Annotated in this window: 19 protein-coding genes; 5 read left to right on the top strand and 14 right to left on the bottom strand. The window is 50.2% G+C overall.

Annotated features, from left to right (window positions below):
- Positions 1-119: 119 nt before the first annotated feature.
- The 6 genes from L2Y54_RS06840 to L2Y54_RS06815 form a co-directional block, all read right to left on the bottom strand.
- Entirely contained in the window at positions 120-416 is a 297-nt protein-coding gene (locus L2Y54_RS06840) for a BrnA antitoxin family protein (RefSeq protein WP_236501066.1), read from the bottom strand.
- On the bottom strand, positions 397-675 hold the full coding sequence (locus L2Y54_RS06835; RefSeq protein ID WP_236501064.1) for a BrnT family toxin: 279 nt from the start codon (positions 673-675) through the stop codon (positions 397-399). The genes L2Y54_RS06840 and L2Y54_RS06835 overlap by 20 nt, the downstream gene beginning before the upstream one ends.
- Before the next feature lie 91 nt (positions 676-766).
- A complete protein-coding gene (locus L2Y54_RS06830) occupies positions 767-1,858 on the bottom strand; it encodes an Lcl C-terminal domain-containing protein (protein WP_236501062.1) in 1,092 nt (363 codons plus the stop codon).
- 108 nt (positions 1,859-1,966) lie between these two features.
- A complete protein-coding gene (locus L2Y54_RS06825; protein WP_236501061.1) occupies positions 1,967-6,253 on the bottom strand; it encodes an Ig-like domain-containing protein in 4,287 nt (1,428 codons plus the stop codon).
- Positions 6,254-6,373: 120 nt separating this feature from the next.
- Complete coding sequence (locus L2Y54_RS06820) at positions 6,374-9,529, bottom strand: efflux RND transporter permease subunit (RefSeq protein ID WP_236501060.1); 3,156 nt, start codon at positions 9,527-9,529, stop codon at positions 6,374-6,376.
- Positions 9,529-10,497: an efflux RND transporter periplasmic adaptor subunit gene (locus L2Y54_RS06815; protein WP_236501059.1), complete on the bottom strand. Its 969-nt coding sequence runs from the start codon at positions 10,495-10,497 to the stop codon at positions 9,529-9,531. Before L2Y54_RS06815 ends, L2Y54_RS06820 begins: the two co-directional genes overlap by 1 nt.
- 197 nt (positions 10,498-10,694) lie before the next feature.
- On the opposite strand from L2Y54_RS06815, the gene L2Y54_RS06810 reads away from it, so the two are divergent.
- Positions 10,695-11,099 (top strand): SCP2 sterol-binding domain-containing protein, encoded by a 405-nt coding sequence (locus L2Y54_RS06810; protein ID WP_236501058.1) that lies wholly within the window; start codon positions 10,695-10,697, stop codon positions 11,097-11,099.
- A gap of 82 nt (positions 11,100-11,181) precedes the next feature.
- Complete coding sequence (locus tag L2Y54_RS06805) at positions 11,182-11,805, top strand: DUF302 domain-containing protein (protein ID WP_236501057.1); 624 nt, start codon at positions 11,182-11,184, stop codon at positions 11,803-11,805.
- Here the strand turns inward: L2Y54_RS06805 and L2Y54_RS06800 are convergent.
- Complete coding sequence (locus tag L2Y54_RS06800) at positions 11,802-12,188, bottom strand: hypothetical protein (protein WP_236501056.1); 387 nt, start codon at positions 12,186-12,188, stop codon at positions 11,802-11,804. The two genes, L2Y54_RS06805 and L2Y54_RS06800, sit on opposite strands and share 4 nt — an antisense overlap.
- Positions 12,189-12,574: 386 nt before the next feature.
- Here L2Y54_RS06800 and L2Y54_RS06795 point away from each other — a divergent pair, with 386 nt between their 5' ends.
- The 3 genes from L2Y54_RS06795 (at position 12,575) to L2Y54_RS06785 (ending at position 15,749) form a co-directional block, all read left to right on the top strand.
- The gene (locus L2Y54_RS06795) at positions 12,575-13,768 is read left to right on the top strand and encodes an ammonium transporter (protein WP_236501055.1); all 1,194 of its coding nucleotides are present in this window, start codon (positions 12,575-12,577) and stop codon (positions 13,766-13,768) included.
- 69 nt (positions 13,769-13,837) lie between these two features.
- The gene (locus tag L2Y54_RS06790) at positions 13,838-14,218 is read left to right on the top strand and encodes a PGPGW domain-containing protein (RefSeq protein WP_236501054.1); all 381 of its coding nucleotides are present in this window, start codon (positions 13,838-13,840) and stop codon (positions 14,216-14,218) included.
- A gap of 94 nt (positions 14,219-14,312) precedes the next feature.
- Positions 14,313-15,749, top strand: a complete 1,437-nt coding sequence (locus tag L2Y54_RS06785) for an alpha/beta hydrolase family protein (RefSeq protein WP_236501052.1) — start codon at positions 14,313-14,315, stop codon at positions 15,747-15,749.
- A gap of 71 nt (positions 15,750-15,820) precedes the next feature.
- On the opposite strand, the gene L2Y54_RS06780 is transcribed toward L2Y54_RS06785, so the two are convergent.
- From L2Y54_RS06780 to L2Y54_RS06750, 7 genes are all read right to left on the bottom strand, one after another.
- Positions 15,821-17,071, bottom strand: coding sequence for an OmpP1/FadL family transporter (locus L2Y54_RS06780; protein ID WP_236501050.1), 1,251 nt, complete (start codon positions 17,069-17,071; stop codon positions 15,821-15,823).
- 87 nt (positions 17,072-17,158) lie between these two features.
- Positions 17,159-21,013 carry a DUF3683 domain-containing protein gene (locus tag L2Y54_RS06775; protein WP_236502003.1) on the bottom strand — a complete coding sequence of 1,285 codons (3,855 nt, stop codon included), beginning with the start codon at positions 21,011-21,013 and terminating at the stop codon, positions 17,159-17,161.
- Positions 21,014-21,098: 85 nt separating this feature from the next.
- Positions 21,099-21,593 (bottom strand): hypothetical protein, encoded by a 495-nt coding sequence (locus tag L2Y54_RS06770; RefSeq protein ID WP_236501048.1) that lies wholly within the window; start codon positions 21,591-21,593, stop codon positions 21,099-21,101.
- A 70-nt stretch (positions 21,594-21,663) separates the two neighbouring features.
- Complete coding sequence (locus L2Y54_RS06765) at positions 21,664-22,698, bottom strand: porin (protein ID WP_236501046.1); 1,035 nt, start codon at positions 22,696-22,698, stop codon at positions 21,664-21,666.
- A gap of 309 nt (positions 22,699-23,007) precedes the next feature.
- On the bottom strand, positions 23,008-23,400 hold the full coding sequence (gene rpsI / locus L2Y54_RS06760) for a 30S ribosomal protein S9 (RefSeq protein WP_236501044.1): 393 nt from the start codon (positions 23,398-23,400) through the stop codon (positions 23,008-23,010).
- 17 nt (positions 23,401-23,417) lie between these two features.
- On the bottom strand, positions 23,418-23,846 hold the full coding sequence (gene rplM, locus L2Y54_RS06755) for a 50S ribosomal protein L13 (RefSeq protein WP_236501043.1): 429 nt from the start codon (positions 23,844-23,846) through the stop codon (positions 23,418-23,420).
- 305 nt (positions 23,847-24,151) lie between these two features.
- On the bottom strand, positions 24,152-25,246 hold the full coding sequence (locus L2Y54_RS06750) for a glycosyltransferase family 2 protein (protein ID WP_236501042.1): 1,095 nt from the start codon (positions 25,244-25,246) through the stop codon (positions 24,152-24,154).

Below are 25,246 nucleotides of genomic sequence, written 5' to 3'. Positions count from 1 at the left end.
TTGAAGGCAATGCTTACTAGCCTCATGTACGTAAGTATACAAGAAAATGGAAAAGCCGGAACACGTCCGGCTTTTTCATCTCAGGGCAAGCAGCCGTCTACTGGCACTATCAACTTACCCTAACCGTGTGAGCGCAATTCCTGTTGAATCGTTTGCCTGACGACATCTTCCAACCCTTGCCCTTGGATAAACTGCTTCAACGCTTCGTTCATCATGTTTTGGTAGCTGCCGCCTGTGGTTGCTGCACGCGCTTTGAAGGCTGCCAAGATGCTGTTATCAACACGCATGGTGATACGGCTTTTGCCGCCAGATTCCGCCTGCAATTTCGCCAAAGCAGGTATTTTTTCTACAGGTTTGGCATCAGCGAAATCGTAATCTTTGAATTTGTTGTACATATCATCTGAATTGGTTTGCATAAACCCTCCGTTGTGGTTGGTTGGCTTTCCACGCCGAAATTAGACGGATACGCTCACCGCGTAACGTCCACACGACCACCAACACCCGATGTTTTGCCCCGACACCCAAGCTCACGAACCGTTGTTCGCCAAAGGTATCACCGTCTTCACGGGTCAACGCGAAAGGGTCAAGCAACACGACTTGCGCCTCCTCAAAGGTTACGCCTTCGTGGTTGATCGGGTTAATGGCTGCTTTTTCGGGGTCGAATTCAATATCCATACGTCAATGATATGCACAAATATGCAGACATTCAAGGTAATGGGAAAGAAAAAGCCGGAACACGTCCGGCTTCCCCTTCACTTTTCATGCACTACTTTACTGAAAACGAAAACACGTCCCCGCTAGGTATAATATTTCCATTTGGCGCATCCTTAACCACCAAACGCACCGTAGATGGTGTACCGGGTTGAGCCGTACAGGTTTGGGAAACAGTGGTGCTAGTGCGAGAATAATCTCCTTTACAAACCACATCTGCTATAGCAAAAACAACAGTAGCTGGAAGATTTCCACCGTGTATTTCTACTTTAGCAGGGACATTTTTCGTCAAAGAACCATCGCTGGAGTCGTATACGCCAGTGCCATATACCGCACTATCAGCCACTTCCAAGGAAATATTCCCGTTCGGTAAAACATTGCCGCCCTCTGCGTCCTTGACTACTACGTGTACTGTAGAAGGTGTACCGGGTTGTGCCGTACAAGTTTGCGACACGCTTACCCAACCAGAACCAACCTGAGAATAATCCCCGTTGCAAACGACATTTTCAATGGCAAAGACTGTTCCCACCGGAAGATAGCCCGTTACCGATACTTCAGTAGGCAAATTCCTAACCAAAATAGAAGGGCCAACACTATCAACTTTTGTAATAGTGACAGTTGCATCATCCCTCACTAATCTCATATAGCCTTCGTGGAATGTATACTGAAACCAACTTGCACTACCAGAAGGAAAATATAGCCCCCAGGCATTATTACCCTCAAAATCAAACGGAGAAGATGATAAAAACAATGCGGAAGGCGTATTTGGAAAACGCCTCAAATTAATCGCAGGCTCGTAGCACTGTCTTTCAACAATCGAACTCAGTTCTTTAATATTGGGCAACCTCCAATTCGTATAACCTGCAAAACTTACTCTGTTAGCAATATCAATCTGTTCTTGTGCAACTTCCCACTTATAGGTTTGTGCAACACCACTGTTACAGTCATCACCATGTTGACCTTCAGTACATTTTTTCCACATTAGTTCACTATTAATATCAGTCACTGTGCCATTATTGTTATCAATAAACTGACTGTCTGGAGTTGTAGAAAGGATATTTTCCACTTGGCATATTTGAGCATTACCACAAATAGGTAACACACTCAATAAAAATGGCACTGCGACTTTTGACATAAAATCTGACATAAATAAAGCGCTCCAACTTTTAACCACAATGATAAGACATAAAATATTTATAAAATTTATGCCTGACCGATATATTGAATTTCTATTAGTTTAACCGCATGAGTCACGTCATCGCCCACCGCTGACTAACCGCACTTGAAATGCTTTACTTTTATGGTATCCACTATTTCCGCCAAAATGAAAGTCCACGTACCATGCATAATCATCTCCATTAAAAGCTAATGGGGATGCTGACCAAAACAATGCATATTCATTAAACTCATAACCAGTCCAATTTGCTGTCATCAACGTTGAAGTACTATTTGGAAAATATGTCGCATCTATCGCTAATTTACCTGCCGTTAAGAAACTGGAATCACGATCCAACATAGTAATACCAAAAAGTTCGTCTACCGTTGGCATACGCCAATTACTCATACCACACCAGCCACCAGAGCCATTGACTGCTTGAACATAAGATGAAGTATCACATATGCTAGTAGCTCCACAATTTCCACCATTCTGCGTACCCGCGTTACCGCTGTTTTTGCTGCCATCCGGCTCATACCACGAGTACGTCCAGTCCTTGTCATGCAAGCCGCCGTCATCGGTCTTCACCTCCCACATCAAGCCAGTGACGTTATCCTTCACACATGACCATGCGGTTGCTGATGCGGGTAGTTCTGCGCCTGTACTGCTGATTTTGGTGAAGCTGAAACCTCTGTGACCATCGGCATCGTTGTTGGTGGCTTGGTTGGCATCACGACCTGATTCAGCATCTTGCCCCGGAAAATCTGCTTGTGGGCAGGGCAGACTGTTGGTTGATGCGTTGCTACAAGTGGTTATGCCGGTGTCGTTGAGTTTTCCGGTTGCACCAGTAGTGGCTTTGCCGGGCGTAGCCGTCGCCTCTTCACTTGCTGCGCTGGCATAACCCTTATCATTTTCAGCCAGCATTCTGAAGTAGTATTTCACGCCATTCTGCAACGGTATTTCCACATTATTCGTTGCAATTGGCTTTACCCAAGTACCGTTGGCATAGGTGCAACTAGACAACTCTTTAATGGTTTCCGTTGCATGACACACCCAGTAATTGGTTGCGCCTGCCACTTTATCCCATGTCAGCGTTACTTTGCCGTCACTGGCTGTTGCGCGGAAGTTCTGTGGTGTAACCAGCCTGCTTGGGTCGGTATTTCCCTTGAACTCATCCAGATTGCTGATACCGTCGCCATCTTTATCTTGCGGAGCATCGGCTGGGTTTTTAGGGTCAAGACCGTTTTCCAGTTCCCAAACATCGGGTATACCGTCGGTATCCGTGTCTGTTGTGGCACTGGTGCAAAGGGTGATTTCCCCTAAGTCAAAGTCGGTGGTGATGTCATCGCGGCGAATGGTTGTCTGCTTGCCACTGCATCTATCGGTATGACCTGCGGTAATGACCATATAGTGTTCCGCTAAATCAACGCCATGTGTTTCCATATTTGAAAACCAATCTGAACCATAGTCGTAGTTCACATTGCCTGATGTATCAGTTAGGCAGCTACGTCCACCACGGACACGTCCTGTCACCTTGTTGTAAATCATTACATCGTAAGGAATCACTCCGACGGTATTAGCAACCTCACCAAAATTAAAGCCAGCCACTTTACAATCTCCCGGCTCTGTGGTGATAGCACTAGCAGTTGCGCTTTCTGCTTTGGCTGCAACACGTTTAGAACTAGGAATAACAATCGGATACTGAAAACGCATTTTTAGGATTCTAATTGCCTCATCAGACAAGCCTATTTGCACATTTTTGGTCACAGACAAACTATACGAATTACCAGCCGCAACACTTTTCACCGTGAATGTAACATTATACTTTCCTGTTTTAGCATAAGTATGTGTAACATTAGAATTGCTGGAAATTCCTGAGCCATCACCAAAATTCCATTCATACCCGATAGAACCGCCACCTTTTTTTCTTGCCTCGTCACTGATAACTGGCGTAAATACTGCCTGTATGTTTGTTGATTTCGGCGATGAATAGAAATCGAAATCAGCTTCGACATCGACCATAATATACGGATCAATTCGAGCAGAAAAGAATAAGTCACGATAATCTTTTGTTCTTTCTAAAAAATCTTTATGAATCCTTTCCATTTCATTCATCATCACACCGATAGCTTTATCTCCAACCTCATTTAGCTCTGCTTTTGCAACTTGACCATCGATAAATGTACCTACTGTTGCATCATACCACCCCCCCCAATATGAAGCCCCTGTCATTTCAAACAAAGTGGAAATCATATCACTTATTGCTTTGAAAATTTCCAGATATGCTTTCTGATCTGCATTTAAAATTGATCCTGTGGACTTTACTATACTCAACAAAGCCACCCCAAGCTTACCATTTTCATTCATTCCTTGAGCAAAACATTTAGCAACAGCTACTGTTGCATCTACTACCTGCTTTACATCTATTTCTTGATTATATGTTTTCTCTATTGTCATTATGACTTCAAGATTAGCACCGGCACATCCTAAGAAATCTTTAAAAGCATCAATTTTGTCAGCTTTATCAATGATAGCTTTTAGATTAATAGTAGATTTTGCTGGAAGCATAGCCTTTCCAGCAAATGAAGTTGCCGGAATAATATCGAGAGCAGCTTTTGTGGAATTTGCAGCCATAGAAAGTGTGTTTTTTGCTACAACATCCGCCATTTTTCCAGTAGCATCAGACCGAGCTATTTCTATTTGTTTATAAGTTTTTTCTGCTTCGGCGCGAAGATTTAATCGAATATTCTCAATTTCAGGAGTATTCGGCATAACTACTGATTTTACCCCAAGCTCATCACGTATTTCTTTGGGCAACTCATTCCACCTAACTCTCATTGCTGAAACAACATTATATTTTTTTTCAATTTCTCTTAAAGACTCCAATACAGATTCAACAAAATCACGTTGGTCTTTAGTCAAATTAGCCGTTGTTTTTGGGTTAATCATAAAGTTAACAGCCGGAAGCAGAGGTCTTGTACTGCGTTGTGGGATTGAGGCTGCGGCTGCATCAATTTGTGCTGGTGTCAGTGGCTGTCCACTTTTGGGACTGTAGTTACCGTTAAGCACAAGGGAAACAGCTTGGTTGATGGAAGTTTTACTCTCGGCGGGAGTGGCATTTCTGACTATTCCATCCACTGATTGCAAAGCAACCGTAACCAAACGGGCAGCATTGTGCTGATCAACGCCACTTACGCCCGCTTGTATGTAGTCAGTCCTGAATGATAATGAAAGGCTAAACTTTGCCTTCATCTCCGCTTCAGTCATTACGTCGAAGGCAACCAAGGAGGTCAGCGGTGTGATGATTTTGGGATTGTTTGGCAACGCACCAAATAATGCAGATTTACCAACAGGTTTGTTAGTATCTTCATCAATTGCTGTTGCAGGAACATTTGCCAGCAGTTTACATGAGGCTTTTGGAGCGGCTGAGATTTTGTAGTGACCGCCTGCGCCTGACTCGACACTGATTTCATCTGAATCAATTTTAAGATTGCCGTTGCAATCCCAGAAAACTTTTGCACCACGCAGATAGCCATCCAGCACCCGCCCAGAAATTTGCTCTGGTTGAGGAGTCCCACTATCCGCCGCATTCGTATAAACCCTCACCGCCACCGTCGCCGCAGCCGAATCCACCTTCCCATCATTCGCCACAAACGTAAAACTATCATCGCCCTCATAGCTGCTATTCGGGGTATAGATATAGACATTGCCCTGCCCCAACCGCAACGTACCATGCGCTGGCTCAGTAACAATGCGGAACGTCAGCGTATCGCCATCCGCATCCGTCGCCTCCAGCTTCACCCAATCAGCCCCGCTATTGGAAACCGTCAAACTCCCCGCCACCGCCACAGGCGCATGATTAGTACTGCCCGTCGTGCCGCCATCCGTCTTAGCCTTCACCGTCAGCTTGACCGTCGCCACTGCCGAATCCGCCTTACCGTCATTCACCTTATAGGTAAAGCTATCCGCCCCCACATACCCCGCTGTCGGCGTATAGCTCACCTTGCCATCACCACCAACACGCCCCAACGTACCATGCGCAGGCTGACTAACGATCACATAACTAACCGCATCGCCATCCAGATCAACCGCCACCAAGCTAATCTCACCCGATGCGCCATCCACCAGCGTCGCACTCGCATCCAACGCCGACGGCACTTTATTCGTGGGAGTCACCACAGGTGGCGTAACCGGGTCAGGTGTCACCACAGGTGGATTCACCACAGGCGGTGTCACCACCGGTGTTGTCGGCGTAGCCGCATCACCACTCCCACTGCCCCCACACCCTGACAGGAACAAAGCCAGCAATAACAACAACGGAATCAGCCACAACACCTTATGATGTTGTACTGACGATGACCTGTCGCCGGATAGTATGGATGTCATGATGAAGCCCCTATTCTGAAAATCATGATAAATTGATAAAATCAACTTATTTATGATAACAGGTTATATGTAAATAGCGATTAACATGACAAGTTTTTTTTCAAAAAATTCGTACTAATTTCAACCAAATTTATCGCCAGCCACACGAGTCGACCGACTCGACACCCGATACAACACCGGAATCGCAAACAGTGTCAGCACGGTTGAAAACCCAACCCCCCACACAATGGCCGTCGCGACTGGCCCCCAGATCAGCGACTTGCCCCCCAATCCAGTGGCGAGTGAAAACAAACCCGCCATCGTGGTCAAGGACGTAATCAACACCGGAATCACCCGCCGCCGCGCCGCATACACCGTGGCGTGCAATACACTCATCCCCAATTCACGCCGGTCATTCGCCGCAGAAATCAACACAATCGCCGAATTCACCGCAATCCCCGCCAACGCCACCACCCCGTACAGCGTATACAAACTCAACGGATTTTGCGTCACCAGTAAGCCATACACCACGCCGGTAAACGCCATCGGCACAGTCGACAAAATCAGCAATGGCTGCCAATAACTGCCAAATTGCGTCCCCAGAATCAAATACATCAAACCCACGCCAAACAGGAACAACATCCCGATAGCATCCATGCTCTCCTGAATATCATCGAGTTGCCCCGCAAAATCCAAATCAATATTCGGGAATTGCGCCTGATAAGGTTTCCAACCCTCCAGCAAGAGCTGATTCGCCTGCACCGCATCCAGCGCACATTGCGCATAATCCGGCGCTGCCCCGCTGAACATCGGTTGCAAGCGGCATTCGTAAAATGGCTCATCCGGGCGTTTCACCAAATCCGCCTCCAAGGTAATGGCGCGGCGGAAATTGTAATGGCGAATATTGCCCAACGACACGCCTTTCTGCTCCTCCACCAATTCGCGCAACGGCACACTGCCGCCATCCGCAGTCGGCAAGCGGAAATCCAGCAACTGATCCACCGTGCGCAAATCCCCCTCTTGGCGTTTGACCCGCACTTCCAGCTTTTCGCCCTGATCCTGCATATCCGCGACTACTTCGCCATCCACCAGCAAGCGCAAGCTGCGGCTGACTTCATCCGGCGACACCCCAGCGCGGCGGATATTGTCGTGGCGCAAGCGCAAAGTCATTTCCATCTGACCGGGGCTGGCATCGTCGGTAATGTCTTTGAAACCCGGATTCGCATTCAAAATTTGCTTGAGCGCAGCCGTCGCGCCCTGAATTTCGGCGTAATTATCGCCACGCACTTTCACACTGATCGGCTTAGCCGCAGGTGGCCCACCCGCCAATTCCAGAAACGCAATATTCACCGCCCCCGGCACGTTCACCACATCGGCACGCATCCCCTCAATAATGGTTTTCACCTCTCGCGAACCTTCCGACATGGGCTTAAGGCTCACCACCATTTGCCCGTAACGCGCCCCGTACAACGGCTCGGTTTCAGTAAACATCATCCCCGCGTAAGCCACGACAGAACGCGCATCCTCCGGCTGCAAATGCTTTTTCACCTGTTGCTCGACTTGCTGCACCTTTTGCATGGTTTCGTCCAGCGCGGTGGAACTCGGCATTTCCACATTCACATAAAACAGCCGCAAACTGTCCGCCGCAAAGAAATTCATCGGAATCAAGCCTGCCCCGACAATCCCCACCGCCAGCACAAACATCAACACCACCGCACTCAACGCCGCACGCGGGAAGCGCAAAACTTTCACCAGCAAACGGGCGTATTTCACTTGAATCCAATGGGTAGCACGCATCCGCATTTTTTGAACCCGCGACGGCTTATCAAAGCGCATTTTCGTGCTGGCGACGTGCGCAGGCAGCATCCAAAACGCTTCGATCAAGCTAATCGCCAATGCCAGCGTCACCACCATCGGAATCACTTGCATGAATTTGCCGAGTATTCCCGGCAACAACATCAGCGGCAAAAACGCCGCAATCGTGGTCAACACGGCGGTCGTCACCGGCAACGCCACCTCGCGCATGGATTCCACCGCCGCCGTGACCGCATCCACGCCATGTTGTAAGCGGTAATAAATGGATTCGACCACCACCACCGCATCGTCCACCAACATCCCCAACACAATCACAATGCCCAGCAACACCGTCACATTCAGGGTTTCACCCATGCCAGACAACACCCAAAACGTCGCTGCCAGCGTAAACGGAATACCAATGGTAGTGAGCGCGGCAATTCTGAAACCCAGAAATAACCAAGTCACGAACAACACCAACACAAAGCCCAACAGAGCATTGCTTTCCATAATGCCAATGGCTTCACGGGTGGGAATGGTCTGGTCATCGACCAGCACCAGCTTCACCCCGCTGGCACCGATTTGCTGGTTACGGGCGTCGATGTAGGTTTTCAGGCGCTCCACCAAATCCAACACATTGGCTTTGTCTTCCTTCATCACCGCGAACAATACCGCCGGTTCGCCATCCAAACGCACCTTTTGGGTGGCTTCGGCGCGGGCGCGTTCCACATTAGCCACCCGTGACAATGGCACTTCGCCCTGCACACCGGGAACGGGCAATTCGCCCAAAGCTTGCGGGTCACTGGTTTTGCCGCTTAAGCGCACTAACCAACTTTGCTTATCCACATCCAAACTGCCAGCGGATAAATCCCGAAACCAAGCGCGTACCGTATCGCTCAATTGCCCCGGCGTTAACCCTAAGGATTCGAGTGCGACGGTATCAAAACGCACTTGCAGTTCGGGATCATCCAACGCCACCGGATCAACCCGATCCACGCCCTTAATCTGCTCAAGGGCTTTTTCGATATTTTTGGCTTGCACGCGCAAATTTTCATCGTCAGCAACGCTTTGCACCGCAATCATCGCCGACGGGAACGCATTCGCGGTGGTAATTTCCAGCACAATCGAATCCATCGCTTCCGCTGGCAATAAGCTCTCGACGTTTTGGACTTCACGGCGCAAATCGGCAAGGCGTTTATCGAAAGCTCGCTCGTCAATGTCTTCAAAGCGCACCAACAGGCTGGAAATATTCGCCCGGCTATTGCTCGACACAAACTTCATGTCGGGTATGCCACGAATCGCGTCTTCCAGCGGGTCGGTAATGCGCTTTTCCACGTCTTCCGCACTCGCCCCCGGCAAGGCGGTGATAATCGAAATCCAGTTGAAATTAATCGTGGGATCTTGCTGGCGCGGCATTGCGTTATAAGCGGTGAAGCCAATAATCAGCACCAACACGAAAGTGAGGTTCGCGAGAACATGGTTTTGTATGAGGCGGCGATACATCAGGGTTTCTCCACCGTCACGGCTTGCCCATCCCTTGCTCGCAAGCGGTTTTGATCAATCAAGCGCACCGAAGTGGGCAAGTCGGTCAACACCGGCTGCCCTTCTTTCGCATCGGGGAGCGGATGGAACTTTGCCATGCCATCCACTTCTAGCATGACTCCCAAACCACCTTCACGGCGCACCACCCAACTGGCGGGTAATGCCTGTAATTTACCTTGCCACACCACGCGCCCACTGCGCCCAACCGGCAAAGAATGTTCACCCTTGAGGGTAAAGCGCACTTCTTGCGTGCGGGTATTTCCGGCGATTTGCCCGACCACCGCACGGCGTTCCAGCGGAATGCTCACGCCATCGGCAACAAAGCGTAACTCCGCCCCTTGCGTCTGATCCTGCACTTCATCCACCGACAAACTGGCGCTCACTTCCAAGGCTTTGTCTTGCAGCAATTGGAACGCGGGTGTGCCGGGTGTCGCTTGCTGACCGACTTGCACATTACGGCTAGTAATTTGTCCGGTAAACGGCGCTTTGATGGTGCAACGTGAAACTGCAAGCTGTGCGGTGTCGGTTTGCGATTTGGCGACGGCTACCTCGGCTTTGGCAGCTTCGGCATCGGCGGCGGCTTTATCCAACACTTCAGCGGGAACGACACCCGTATTACGCAAACGCTGATTGCGCTGGAGTTGCGTCGTCGCCAGTTGATAACGCGCATTCGCCGCATCCACGCCTGCTTTGGCTTGACTCAAGGCGAACAGATGATCGCGGCAATCCAATTCCGCCAACACCTGACCGGCTTGCACGGTATCGCCGGTATCCGCCCGCAACTGGGTAACTTTCGCAGAAATTTCAGCACTGAGCGTGCTATCGTTCAAACTGATCAGTGTTGCTGTTACACTACGTTCAGATGCTTGCAAAACCTCCCCCAAAGGTCGCACTGTCACCGCTAAGGAGTCCGCTGGCGTGTCAGCCATGCTGAAACCAGACAGAGAGAGGGTGACTATCGTCGTGAGGAGTGGGAGGAGTAAAGATTGACGCAGCATCGGTATTATCACTTCTTAACAGGTTGCGAAACGTTAGAATGCAAGATATATAGAGTTTTGTAAATTTCAGTTTTGTAACGTCGCATAGCAAACAACCGTTATTATCAACACAAACTAGGAGAGGAACCATGCCACAACTTTTTTCTGCCGACTGGATGAACGAACTCAAGGATCTCTGGAATGCTGACCCTGAAGTAAAAGACAAGCTTGCCGCGATCGGGTTCAATTCCATTATCACCTGTGGCCTGAAAGGTGAAGCTAAGCCGATGGGCGTTTTCGTGGTCGAAAACGGCGAATGCGTTCGCGCAGGCGATTACAATGGCGAAACCCCGGATTGGGATATGCGTGCAGACCGTAAAGATTGGATGAAATGGACCAAAGAACCCATGGGTATGGTCGGTCTGGGAACTGCTTACACGTTTGGCAAACTGAAATTCTTGTCAGGTGACTACGGCGCAATGCTCAAGAACCCTGCAATGGCTGGACCATTCGTAAAATCTTTCGCGCTGATGGCAAAGATTAGTACCCAATAAAATATTCGTCATTATAGGGAATAAAAACTTCGGGGAAGTCATCACTCAATGGCTTCCCTTGACACTTACGGTAGGAGATTTCATGAACTTTATTCGCAATATTCTCGCCATTATTGGCTTGGTTGCCATTGTTGGCGGCGCATTCGCTTACACCAAATTTGCTCCGATGATGGCGCAAATGGGTGATATGGACATTGGCGCTGAAAAAGCCGCATTAGACAGCTTTGACCCCAAAGCAAAAGATGTTTACATGAATATGTGGACTAAGTTGAAAGAAACCGGTAACTCAGCGGATGCTACCGTGGTTAAATATTCATTGGCTGAAGGCATTTCCCCGGAAGATGCTGAAGAGTCCATGAAATCCATTGCCAATAAGCACAATATTAAAGCCGTTGGCGAGCTACCACTGTCTGAACAGGTCAAGCTGGAAACCGGGCAAGATCAACGCTTCCTGAAAATCTACCAGTTCTGCAACCCGCAAACTGCCATGAAAATGGTCGATTTCAGCGATGCATTCTCAGCTTATCTGCCTTGCCGCATTGCGATGATCCAGGACAAGGAAGGTAAATATCACCTGTACTCCCTGAATATGGACATGATGATTTACGGCGGCAAAACCCTGCCACCTGAACTTCATGCCGAAGCGGTCAAAGTACAGGAAATCATGACAGACATTATGCGGGGCGGTGCAGAAGGCGATTTCTAATTGCTTTCGGCTGTTCCATTATCAGACTGAGGGGGAGAACAACACTCCTCCTCAGTCGGTCCAAAGATCACGCCGAGCGTAATCAAGACGATACTCGCATACCACATCCAAAATCCCATTCCCAAATCAACAATCCGCATATTGGCTTCCTGCCCCGGAATCTCGGTAAACCAGAAAGCCTGCCCCGCCAATAACACGCCTAACACCACCAAGACCATCGCCCGATTCGGGTAGCGCGACATCAGCAACACGCCCAACAGTTCCAGCAAATTGGCATACCAAGCAAACTGGAAGATACCGAACCCCAGCCAACCCGTAGCGGCGACCCAATAGCCCATGACCACCCCACTGTCGGTATAGAACGTCACCTGCGTAAATGACATAACCCACAGCAAGCCACCTAAAAATAAGCTTAATCCGGGTAATGACAATAAATCGAATCTGATTATGCGCGACACTGTATTCATCCTGAGTTCCTAAACGTATCCATACTCAATAATCATATACTCAAACCCGTCACTGACAAGCCTATTGAGCAAAGGCTACACACAACTTTTCCTCATGCACTTATTTCATTTTGGTGCAAGTTTTGCACCAAAATAATGCACAAAAATATCAACGCACAATAAACGTGATTATTTAGCACCCTCACGCTGCCTTCAGCAAAAAAACTGCACCACCCTCACCTATTTTGTGCATCACACCCTAGTCATTGATTATTCAGCGGTTATGATGACGCATCTTTTGGCTGTTAGGTGAGAGGTTCGGTATGGAAGAACTGGTTTCCGCATTAAATACCCTGTTCGTGCTAATGGGGGCTGTCATGGTGCTGGCAATGCACGCAGGCTTTGCATTTTTAGAAGTGGGCACAGTACGCCACAAAAATCAGGTGAATGCACTGGTAAAAATCATTGTGGATTTTGCTGTTTCCACGATAGCGTATTTTTTCATCGGCTATTACGTCGCCTATCAGGTCGGCTTCTTTGAAAGTGCCAGTATTTTAGCGGAAAAGAACGGCTATGAACTGGTTAAGTTCTTCTTCCTCCTCACCTTTGCGGCGGCTATTCCGGCGATTATTTCCGGCGGGATTGCGGAACGTGCGAAATTTTTCCCGCAACTCATTGCCACCTTCCTTATCGTGGCACTGATCTACCCATTCTTTGAAGGCATGATCTGGAACAACCTTTACGGGGTACAAGACTGGATTAAAGGCATGTTTGGTTACACCTTCCACGATTTTGCAGGCTCGGTAGTGGTTCACGCAATGGGTGGCTGGTTAGCCTTGGGTGCGGTGATTTTATTGGGGCATCGGCACGGACGTTACACCAAAGACGGTAAGCCGATGTCGGCACACCCGCCTTCTAGCATTCCGTTTCTGGCGATTGGTGCATGGATTCTGACCGTCGGCTGGTTTGGTTTTAACGTGATGTCTGCGCAAAAAGTGGAAGGTCTCAGCGGTTTGGTGGCGATAAACTCCTTAATGGCAATGGTCGGCGGTATTATCGCTGCCTTGATTGCCGGTAAAAATGACCCTGGTTTCGTCCACAATGGTCCTTTAGCCGGTTTGGTTGCCGTGTGTGCGGGTTCTGATGTGATGCATCCACTGGGTGCACTGGTGGTCGGCAGTGTCGCAGGCGCATTGTTCGTATGGACATTTACCCTTGCGCAAAACAAATGGAAAATCGACGACGTACTGGGCGTGTGGCCACTGCACGGCTTGTGCGGCGTGTGGGGCGGGATTGCTGCGGGCATCTTCGGTCTGGAAGCATTAGGCGGCATGGGCGGTGTCAGCTTCGGAGCGCAAGTGACCGGCACACTGCTAGGCGTGGCGATTGCGACAGCGGGCGGCTTCTTGGTGTACGGCATCCTCAAGGCAACAATGGGCATTCGCTTATCACAAGAAGAAGAATACAACGGTGCCGATTTGAGTATCCACAAAATCAAAGCCAACCCAGACAACTAAAGGTTAAACGCAGCTTTTAGCAAACTGGCATACAATCAACCCCATCGTTCACCACCTTGGGGTTTTTTGTTGGAAGCATTATTCATCTGGATCGGCATCTTGTCTGCCATCACCTTTGTACTATCGTTACTGCTATTGCCCTGGCTTGTCGGTCGTATTCCCGTCGATTATTTCACCCGTCCGCGTCACCCACATGCTTGGCATGTCCTGTTGCAACCCCGTGCAATGGTGCGCAATATGTTGGGTTTTCCCGTATTATTAGCAGGTATTACCATGCTGGTATTACCGGGGCAAGGATTAATCACCATTATGATCGGTTTGGGTATTATGATTTTTCCCGGCAAGTTTGAGCTGGAAAAATGGGTTGTTACCCGCAAAGGCGTGCTGCAAGCCGTGAACTGGATACGCCGAAAATCACACCACCCACCGCTAGACACCCCAAAACACTAAATAGTGCCAATCGCAACAATGGCATTTGACAGCTCCTGAATTGTGGTGCATTCCGTGTCATACTATTGACACACACGAGAGAGGAGACTTCATTATGTTAAGAAAAATCATCGCACTAACATTGGCAGTCGCGATGCTGCCTAGCCTTACCGCTTGCAATGACAATAAAACCGTTAACATTGTCCCGATCACACCGGCATCAACACCACCCACTGAGGTTGCCACACTCAGTGCAAGTACGTACACCAGCATACGCAGCGCTGATCCGACAGCGGATACCTTGTTTAGCGTTGCCGATGCGCTTGCCGGTAGTGCCAAATGTGATGTCAAAATCATGCGTATGGCATACAATACCGTTGGCGGTGCGGGTGAAGCCACCAACTCCAGCGGCGTGATTATGCTACCGCAAGGCACAACAGCGAATTGCAGCGGCGCACGCCCTGCCCTGTTGTATGCCCACGGCACGACCAGCGACATCCGCTATGACCTATCAAAATTCCTCACCGAAGCCACCAACCCAGCCTCAGCGGAAGCCATGATCCTGCTGGCACTCTATGCCTCACGCGGCTATACCGTCATTGCACCCAATTACGCCGGTTATGCCGATTCTAAACTGGATTACCACCCGTATCTGGATGAAAAGCAGCAAACCACCGAAATGATCCACGCCTTGGAGCATGTGCGCGAACACAGCACCACCATCGGGGCGCAGCTCTCCGCAGATTTGTTTGTATCCGGTCTGTCGCAAGGCGGCTATGTCGCGATGGCAACCCACAAAGCCTTGCAAGCCAAAGGCACGACAGTACGGGCATCCGCGCCCATTTCCGGACCGTACACCGTGCTAGATTTCGTCGATACCATTATGGCGGGCTACGTTAATGGCGGGGCAACTGTGTTTGCGCCGATGTACCTGACCGCCTTAGAGAAAGCCCATGATATTTACACCCAACCCACTGAGGTGTATTCCGCCACCTTTGCAGCACAAGCGGAAGATGCCTTGCCGCGCACTGGCGGGCATGAAGCCGCCGTTATCGCGGGTATACTGCCTGCTACCGCAATTTTCAGTGGTGTTCCGCCAGAACTGACCCCGCCATTACAGCCTTTCCAGCAAACGGGTTTTGGTATACCGCATTTGCTGGCAGACAGCTTCCGCACGGCGTACCTCACCGATCTGCAAACCAACCGTCAAACCCCCAGCAATAAAATCCGCTCACTGGTGAAAGAGGCGGATTTACGAGACTGGACACCGACCACCCCCGTCATGCTGTGCGGCTCAGAAAACGACCCGGTGGTGTATTTCACGAATACGGAGGGAATGGCAAGCTATTGGAGCGGCAGACCCAACACCTTTACCCTGAATCTGGATAGCACCCCGACTACTGCACCCCTGAATGCGTTTGCACCCATTGCACAAGAATGGCAAACCGCGCTTGGCAATGGTGGCATTAGCGGTGGCGCAATTCACGGGCAAACCGGCGTGTATTGCGGGCTGGCGGCGTATGGCTTCTTCCAAAGCCAACGCACCCAATAAAAGCGCCGCCTACCTTCTCTGATACCCTCCACCCCTTGCGGGTGAAGGGTTAGGGATGCGGTGAAAGCAGCTTAGAACGACCAGTTTAGTTGAGCGCCGACAACATCCATTTTGTTATCGTAATTGCCATTCAGCAATAAACCTGCCGCGTTGCGGTTATCAATTGGCGTGTCCTTGGTGCTGATGTGTACATAGCCAACATCCACGTCCAAACCTTTAGCGAGTTCGTAATTACCCCCGACTGCCACCCAAGTACGGTCATTATCCGGTGTCCGTGGGGTACGCAACTGCGCGTTAGGAATGGGCGTATTATCGCGAGCAACACCGACCCGTAGCTTCAGGCGATCATTGTATTGGTAATTAGCACCTAGGGCATAACGATCGGAATCTTCCCACCCTTGATAATCATCGGTCACTACTGAGCCATTAGCGCTACGCACAACTTTCAGGCGCTCAAAGCTACTCCATCCGGTACGGGTCACGTCACCCATGACCTCCAGCTTGTCGTTAACTTTTTGCACCACGGATAAGGAAGTACTGGCAGGCAGACTGGCTTCCGCCGTAACTGCCGTATTTAACGCCGCCGCTGCCGGATGTGCTGCTGGGATAGGCGCACTCACCGTGCCTTCCAAATCATGGTCGATGCCGGAACGGTGGCTCAACCCCACACGGGTATTAGTGCTCGGCTTAAATAACACCCCAGCATTCACACCAAAGGAAGTAGCATCACCGGCAATGGTCACTTTGTGGTCGCCCGGCAAACCGGGTATCGGTGTCATCCGTTTGAGTTCAACATCAAACTTTTGCGCACTTACCCCCGCGCCCACACTCCACTGATCGTTGATTTTGTACGCGACTGAAGGATTAACATTAAGCGTCTTGATAGTTGACTCAGTGGCATGGTAACGACCGATCCAGTTATCGGCATATTCAGTACCCAAACCAAACGGTGCATTGACACTGACCCCGACACTGAGCTTGTCATTGATACTGCGTGCGCCATAAAGACCCGGCACCACACCATTGTTACCACCGTCATCGTCAATACCCGTCATTGGTCCGGATGCCCCATTGGTAAACTTAGCTTCCGGCACCACCAGATGTGCCGAAACGCTAACATGCTTACCAGAACCCAACTCCAACATTGCCGCCGGATTAGACCATGCGGTCGACGCATCTTCCGCCGCCGCTGCTCCACCCGCAAACGCATTGCCCGTGCCGGAAGCCGATTGATTAGCCAAAGCGAACCCCGCTGCGTGTGCTGCACTGCTGCAAACACACGTGGCGGCAATAGCCAATGCAAACTTAGATAAATGCCACATAAACGTTCCTCCTCCTAAATTTTGAATATTGTGAATTTTCACAGCGCAATAATAACGGATAAAAGCAACGACTTGTCAGACTTATTTTTACAGCAATACTTTCTCTATCCCACCGTGCGTGGCTTTACCAACAAACCCTTGCTGCCAATCACTGCCCAGCAAATAATTCGCCATTTCCACCACGATGTAATCGGTTTCCATGCCAGTATCATCGGCGTAACGTGACAGCCCTTGCTGGCAGGCAGGGCAAGAGGTGAGGATTTTCACCTTACCCTCTTGCGCCATGTCACTGCCGGTCAGCTCCTTGATGCCTGCTTTGAGGCTTTCGGCTTTGCGGAAACGTAACTGGCTGGCAATATCCGGGCGGCTAATCGCAAACGTCCCCGCTTCCCCGCAGCAACGTTCGCTCAAAACCACGTTGGAACCCGTCAATTCTTGCGTAACTTTCAAAGGGTTAACCTGCTTCATCGGCGTGTGGCAAGGGTCGTGGTACACGTATTGCACCCCGCTCACCCCGTTCATTTTCACGCCTTTTTCCAGCAAATATTCGTGAATATCGAGCAAGCGGCAACCGGGGAAAATCTTGCTGAACTCGTATTTGAGTAACTGATCCATACACGTTCCGCACGATACCAACACGGTTTTAATGTCGAGGTAGCTCAAGGCATTCGCCACGCGGTGGAACAAGACGCGGTTTTCGGTGGAAATTTGCGTCCCCTTCTTCAAATCACCGCCCGCGTTTTGCGGGTAGCCACAACACAAATACCCCGGTGGCAATACCGTGGTCGCACCCGTTTCGTATAGCATCGCCAACGTTGCCAAACCTACCTGACTGAACAAACGTTCCGAGCCGCAACCGGGGAAATAGAACACCGCATCGCCACGTTTATCCGCTGTTTTCACCGGATCACGCAAAATCGGAATCACGCTATCGTCTTCCAAGCCCAACATCGCACGAGTGGTTTTCGCGGGCAGCCCTTTCGGTAACGGCTTTTTAATGAACTGAATCACCTGTTCTTTAATCGCCGGTTTGCCCAAAGTCGCCGCCGGACGTTTATCAGCGCCTAACAAATTCGCTGCTTTTGCCAAGGAATACGCGAAACGTTGCGCCTTGTAACCGAATTTGATCATCCCGGTACGCATAATATTGATTTGCGTCGGGTCTTTCAGATTCAGGAATTGCATCGACGCCCACGTCACTGGGCTGGTTTTTTTCTTGCCACGTTCGCGCAAAATACTGCGCATCCGCACGCTGACTTCGCCAAAGTCGATATTCACCGGGCAAGGGTTGAAACACTTGTGGCACACCGTGCAATGATCGGCAACATCGTTCATTTCATCAAAATGGCGGATGGAAACGCCACGCCGCGTTTGCTCTTCGTACAAAAATGCCTCAATCATCAAGCCCGTTGCCAGAATTTTATTGCGCGGCGAATACAGCAAATTGGCACGCGGAATGTGCGTATTGCACACCGGCTTACACTTACCGCAACGCAAACAATCCTTAATGTCGTTGTTCAGCGCACCCAACTCATTGTGTTCCAACAATAAAGCCTCGCGCTCGACCAAGCGTAATGACGGCGTGTAAGCATTCTGCAAACCTGACCCCGGCAGCAGTTTACCTTTGTTGAAATGCCCTTGTGGATCAACATCTTGCTTATACGCGGCAAACTCGTTGATTTCACGCGCATCCAGATACTGGAATTTGGTAATGCCGATGCCGTGTTCGCCGGAAATGACCCCATCCAATTCCCGCGCCAGTACCATAATCGCATCCACCATGCGCTCGGCTTCGTGCAACATGCCATAATCGTTGGAGTTCACCGGAATATTGGTGTGCACATTGCCATCACCCGCGTGCATATGCAGTGCCACGAACAAACGGCTGGTGCGAATCTTGCTGTGAATTTTTTCCATCGCCTGCATCAACGGCTCTAATTCACGCCCAGCAAACATTTCCTGCAACGGCTTGATGATTTCCTTGCGGTAGGAAATGCGCAATTCGCGCCGCAATAGTAAATCAATCATGCGATCTTGCGGGCGTTGTGCGGCTTTCGCGGTGTCATCCAGCAAATCCTGATGGGCAGCGGCAGGTGCATCGAAATGCGCGAGAATTTGTTCCCAACGCACTTTGCGTTGCTGAAGGTAATCCACCGCATGAGCCAGCTTGTTTGCCCAAATGGAACTGCGTTCGGCACTGGCTTCATAGTCCGCCACCGCCCGTAATTCTGGCAAATCGCCCGCCAAATGTTCCAGCAAACCGTCGATCATACGCAGCTTGTTTTGCATCGACTGGCGGATATTGAGGGTTTCGATGCCTTCGGTGTAACGCGCCAAATTGTGCAGCGGAATCACCACGTCTTCGTTGATTTTAAAGGCATTGGTGTGCGCCGCAATCGCCGCCGTGCGCGAACGATCTGCCCAAAACTGGCGACGCGCTTCCGGGCTAATCGCGATGAAGCCTTCCGCATTCCGCGCATTCGCCAAACGCACCACTTCGGCAGCCGACTCGGCAACAGCCTTTTCGTCATCGCTCACAATGTCGGCAATCAGCACCATTTTCGGCAACATGCCGCGAGCGCCTTTCGGGGTGTATTTCACCGCTTTGACGTAACGTTCGTCGAGATGCTCCAAACCAGACAGCAGCACATCATTGCGCCCGTCGAGGTAGTTTTTTACCTCCACAATCGCGGGAACCGCTTCGTGCAAATCCGTGCCGTAGAATTCCAGGCAGACGGTACGAATTTGGTCGGGCATCCGGTGCAAAATGAATTCGCCGGAGGTGATTAAACCGTCACAACCTTCTTTCTGGATACCGGGCAAACCGCCAAGGAATTTATTGGTGACATCCTTTCCCAGCCCTTCTTTGCGGAAATAGCGCCCTTCAAAGGTGAGGATTTCCTGTTCACCCTTGCGCGTTTTGCCATCGGCGAGGAAACGTTGCACCGAAAATTGCACGGTTTGCTGATCGTGGATTTTGCCGAGATTGTGATTCAGGCGCGTGACTTCCAACCAGTCCGCATCCGGCGTGACCATGCGCCAAGAGAGCAGATTGTCGAGACTGGTTCCCCACAAGACCGCTTTTTTGCCACCGGCATTCATGGCGATATTACCGCCAATGGTGGAGGCATCTTGTGACGTCGGGTCAACCGCAAACACCAAACCGTGCTTGCCTGCCAAATCCGACACGCGGCGGGTAATGACCCCTGCCCCTGTGCGTACTATCGCGACGGTTTTATCCACGCCCGGCAAATCGTTGCGGTATTGCACTTCACTGAGGGATTCGAGCTTTTCGGTGTTGATCACCGCGCTACGCGCATCCAACGGCACTGCGCCGCCGGTATAACCCGTGCCACCCCCGCGCGGAATCACGGTCAACCCCAGCTCAATGCATTCGCCAACCAACGCCGCCATTTCCTCTTCGGTGTCCGGGGTCAGTACCACGAAGGGCAATTCCACCCGCCAGTCGGTCGCATCGGTGACGTGCGATACCCGCGCCAAGCCGTCAAACTGAATATTGTCTTTGCGGGTAATTTTTTGCAGATGCTTGCGGGTTTTCTCGCGCAAGTCGTATTCCGCCCGAAACATCTCCGCAAACTGTGTCAACGCGCTGCGGGCAATCTGCATCAATTCTAGGGTGAGGGCATTGCCGTTGGCACGTTCTTCAATCTTTTCCACCCGTCCATTGAGGGTGTCGAACAGCGATTGCCGCCGCTCGCGATTTTCCAGCAAATCATCGTGGATGTAAGGATTGCGCTGCACCACCCACATATCACCGAGAATTTCCAGCAACATGTGCGACGAAATGCCGGTTTCGCGCTTTTCACGCAATGCTTGCAGGATTTCCCATGCACGTGCGCCCAACAAGCGCTGCACGATTTCCTTATCAGAGAATGAAGTGTAGTTGTACGGAATTTCCCGAATCGGGTGAGTAGCTGTCATGGCGTTCACGAATGCTCTTATGCAAAGATGCGTAGTGTACCGCGCTGCACCATTGAAAAAAACCTGTTATAACGGAAGGGATTATCTAAATCCACAAGCGCTTGCCTTGGGCAATCTGTGTCATGACCTCGCGCTGGAAGTCTGGCGGACCATAAGCAACCGCTTGTTGATCTTTTTGAAACTTGCCGTCGAGGATTTCTTGTTCCAAATAGACCAAGGGGCGACCGTGTTGCTCGGCAAACTGTTTCAGCCAATTCAAGGCTCGCGGGGGAATGCGTTTACCGACGGGAATCGCCACATCGACCGGCACACCACGCCATTGGAATTTGTTGAACAGCACCATGACTTTAGCTTCATTGGGTTTCATCCAATCCGGCAGCGGGCTGTTGGGGATAATCCAACCGCAGTTGAAATTGTCACAAGGGTCAATCGGGCGATTGGCGTAATCGTTGCAACCTTTGCCGGTACTGTGCGGGCAAGGGCAACCGGGGTAGACATCCGCCCCCTTGATATTCATTTGTACCCAGCCGTCGCAACAGGCGGTACAGGGCTGGCATTGACGGTTTATAGCGTGTTTCATAGCGCTTAATTATAACGCGAAAAGGCTCCCGAAGGAGCCTTTTCTTTAACTGTCAACTAAACCCGAAGGATTAGAATTCAGTAACAACACCCAGTACAGTTGCAGTGGTCTTAGTAGCGCCTGCTTCAACTTTAGCTGTGTTTTTGTTCTCAGTACCGAGAATGTATACGCTGGTTTTCTTACCCAAACCGTAATCAAAACCGATAGCAGTCATTTCTTCCTTGCCGTTGGAGCCTGCCGCAGCGCCAGAACGCTCGCTCTGAGCAACCGCCGCTTTAAAGGAAACTGCACCCATCTTAGCAACGCCAGACAACATCATAGCTTCGTCTTCTACAGCAGTAGCACCTGAGCTATTTTCCATAACGAAGTTGACAGCATGACCAGCTTCAGCTTTGTAACCCAAACCTAAGTTAATATGCTCAGCAGCAGAAACACCTGCGCCAGCAGTACCAGTAGCAATTGAACCACCATCAACATCGGTATAGCCCAAACCAGCATAGAAAGGACCAGTGCTGTAGTTAGCCATTACGCTGTTAGCTTCAGCACTACCGTCGCCAGTAGTAGCAGAACCGATACCTGTTGAATGCGCAGCAGCAAAACCGACCGGACCGAACTTATTAATGTATGCTACAACGTTATTAACACGGTGTGCATCAGCATTAATGATATTCGCCATATCAGCATAAGTATCCGCAAACACATCCAAACCAGCCGTAGCCAATTTAGCTGGAGTATCATGGCGACCTAAGCGAACTTCACCGAAACCACCTTTCAAACCAACGAAAGTATTACGAGCACTCAAAGGAGCACCAGTAGTACCAGTAGTACCTACGTTACCGCCAGCAGCAGCGCCGCCGCCGTTATCACCATCTATATCCAAGCCGTATTCCAGGCCGTAAGTAGCGCTCATGCCATCGTTCAGTTCGGTGGAACCTTTGATGCCAAAGCGTGAAGAGTGGCTTTCAACTGCAGTAGTTTTAGTGCCAGCAGCATCTTTAACTTCGCCTGCGGAAGCGTGCAGTTTGCCGTACAGAGTAGTTTCAGCCATTGCAGCGGCTGGGGCGATCAGTGCAGTAGCAACTGCGATTGCGAGAATGTTTTTCATGAGTCGACTCCTATTAAGAAGGTTTGTCCTGTCTTTAAAATTTAATCTTCGATTTGTTCAATCTGACGGAAGTATTTATACATCCCTTGCCAGCGTCTTGCAACTGCTTTTTTGCAAATACGCTACAAAGTTTACTGTAGATGTTGCAGAAATGCCACATGATTTGCTGGTCAAATCCACACCCTGCCGACAAACGGTAGTTATTAACATTTCAGTCAGTTAAACGCAATAAAGCCACAGGCAATGACGCACTGTGGCTTTATTGATACACGGCTTGATGCTTTCAGAAAAACTGAAAAACCAACCGTATTAACGCTTGGAGAACTGTGTCGCCCGACGTGCTTTGTGCAAGCCGACCTTCTTACGTTCAACCTTACGTGCGTCACGAGTCAGGAAGCCTTCCGACTTCAGCTCACCGCGCAGGGTTTCATCGTATTGCAGCAATGCACGGGCAATGCCAAGGCGGATAGCGCCAGATTGACCGGTGATACCACCACCAGCAACCGTGACGTTAATGTCAAATTTCTCAGCCATGTTAACGGTGTATAGCGGTTGACGCACGACCATGCTGGCGGTTTCACGCCCGAAAAAGTCGCCGAGTGCTTTGCCGTTAACCGTGATCGCACCGCTACCTGCACGCATAAACACGCGGGCAGATGAAGATTTGCGACGACCAGTGCCGTAATATTGTGTTTCAGCCATTTCTCATTCCTGCCCGATCAAAAGTCCAGCGCCTGTGGCTGCTGTGCTTGGTGGTTATGTTCTGTGCCAGCGTAAATTTTCATTTTACGGTACATGGCGCGACCCAGTGGATTCTTTGGCAACATGCCTTTAACCGCGAGTTCAATGACCCGACCCGGTGCGCGTTGTTGCATTTTTTCAAAGGTGAAGGAACGCATGTTACCGATGTAGCCGGTATGATGGTGATAGGTTTTGTCTTTGGCTTTGTTACCAGTAATACCTACTTTGTCAGCGTTAATGATGACGATGTAATCGCCGGTATCAACGTGCGGGGTGTACTCTGGCTTGTGCTTGCCACGCAAACGCCGGGCAACTTCGGAGGCCAAACGGCCTAACGCCTTACCTTGGGCGTCAACGACGTACCAGTCGCGTTTGACCTCAGCTGGCTTTGCACTGAATGTTTTCATCTTGCTCAATCCACTTCTTAAATCTGTTTTGCCGATCCACCCCAAACCTGATAAAGGTGGGGGAACAAAGAAACGCGGCATTCTAGGGGAAATGCTGGAAATTCTCAAGTGTTTAGCGCCCAACTCTCGACAAAAAAATGCCTCACACCAACGGGGAGGCACAATAAAGAGACAAACACATGAAAAACCTAACAACCAACGCGAGCGCATTCAACATAAAAAAACGCGGCTCAGGTGAGCCGCGCAATTACCACCAAAGGAGGATGGAGGAGTGTTAAATCGATCATTAACAATATGAGAATATACTAATATTCAAATCTTTCTCTATCAAGATTCTGTAACAAACTTTTCGCTGTTTTTTCACACTTTTTGTGCTTAATCGCCCCTAAAGAGGGCGTATGCAATACACCCCTACGAGTGATGGGTAGGGGCGCACCCCTGTGTGCGCCATCCTCTCCCTCTACACCATCCACCCAATAGGCACGCTGCACACTAATCAGTCGACAAATACTGGCGGGTAATTGCTGGTAACGCTTTCCCAAACGGAAGCCAAGCAATTTCACCAAGGTTTGCAACGCTGCCAAAGGCAATAACCATTTCTGGCGCTCGTATAAATAGCGGATCAACGAACGCACATACGTACCCGCTTCACGATCCGGCGCACCAACGGCTTGCATCAAGGGCTGTTCCGAGGCGTGGAACACCCCCACATCAAAATAACGCCGGAAAACCTGCAATAAGGAATAACGGTGCGAATGTTCCACCGTGCTTTCCGCTGAATACACCGTTTTCCACCCCGCCAGCAACAGCCGCGCTGCCACATAACTGTCTTCGCTCACGATAATGTGTTGTGGAAACCCACCAATACTGCGCAAGGCACTGGCGCGATACACCGCATACACATCGGAGGCAAACGCCGCACGATACCCCAGGGTTTTAAAGCTTTCGCGGTCACGCACCGAAGATGTCGCTGGGTAAGTGAAACCACGCGCATGACATTCCAAATGATCCGCATCCGCACGCGCCAAATGCCGCCCGTACACCATCGCCACATGGCTATCGTCATCCGCGTGTTTGAGCAACTGCTCCAGCGAATCCGCCTGTTTGAGGATGGCATCTTGCGTCAAATACACCAGAAACTCGGCATCAGGACACAATTCTGCCGCCAACTGGCGGGTTCCGCCGTGACTAAAAGCACGCGGATGAATCCGTTGCACTTCCAAACCTGCTGCCACTGCCAATTTAGCCGTGTGATCTTCCGACAGCGAATCAATCACCAAATAACGTCCCGCCTGTACGGTCTGGTGCTGAATCGCCTTAATCCATTCCGGCCACAAGCGCCCCGCATTGCGGGTTAACACGATCACTGCCACATCAGGACGCTGAATTATTGTTGTCAT

Origin of the sequence: Thiothrix winogradskyi (assembly GCF_021650935.1) — a bacterium.
Classification (GTDB): domain Bacteria; phylum Pseudomonadota; class Gammaproteobacteria; order Thiotrichales; family Thiotrichaceae; genus Thiothrix; species Thiothrix winogradskyi.
The sequence above is the reverse complement of the archived record's forward strand: the minus strand, read 5'-3'. Positions and strand labels throughout refer to the sequence as shown.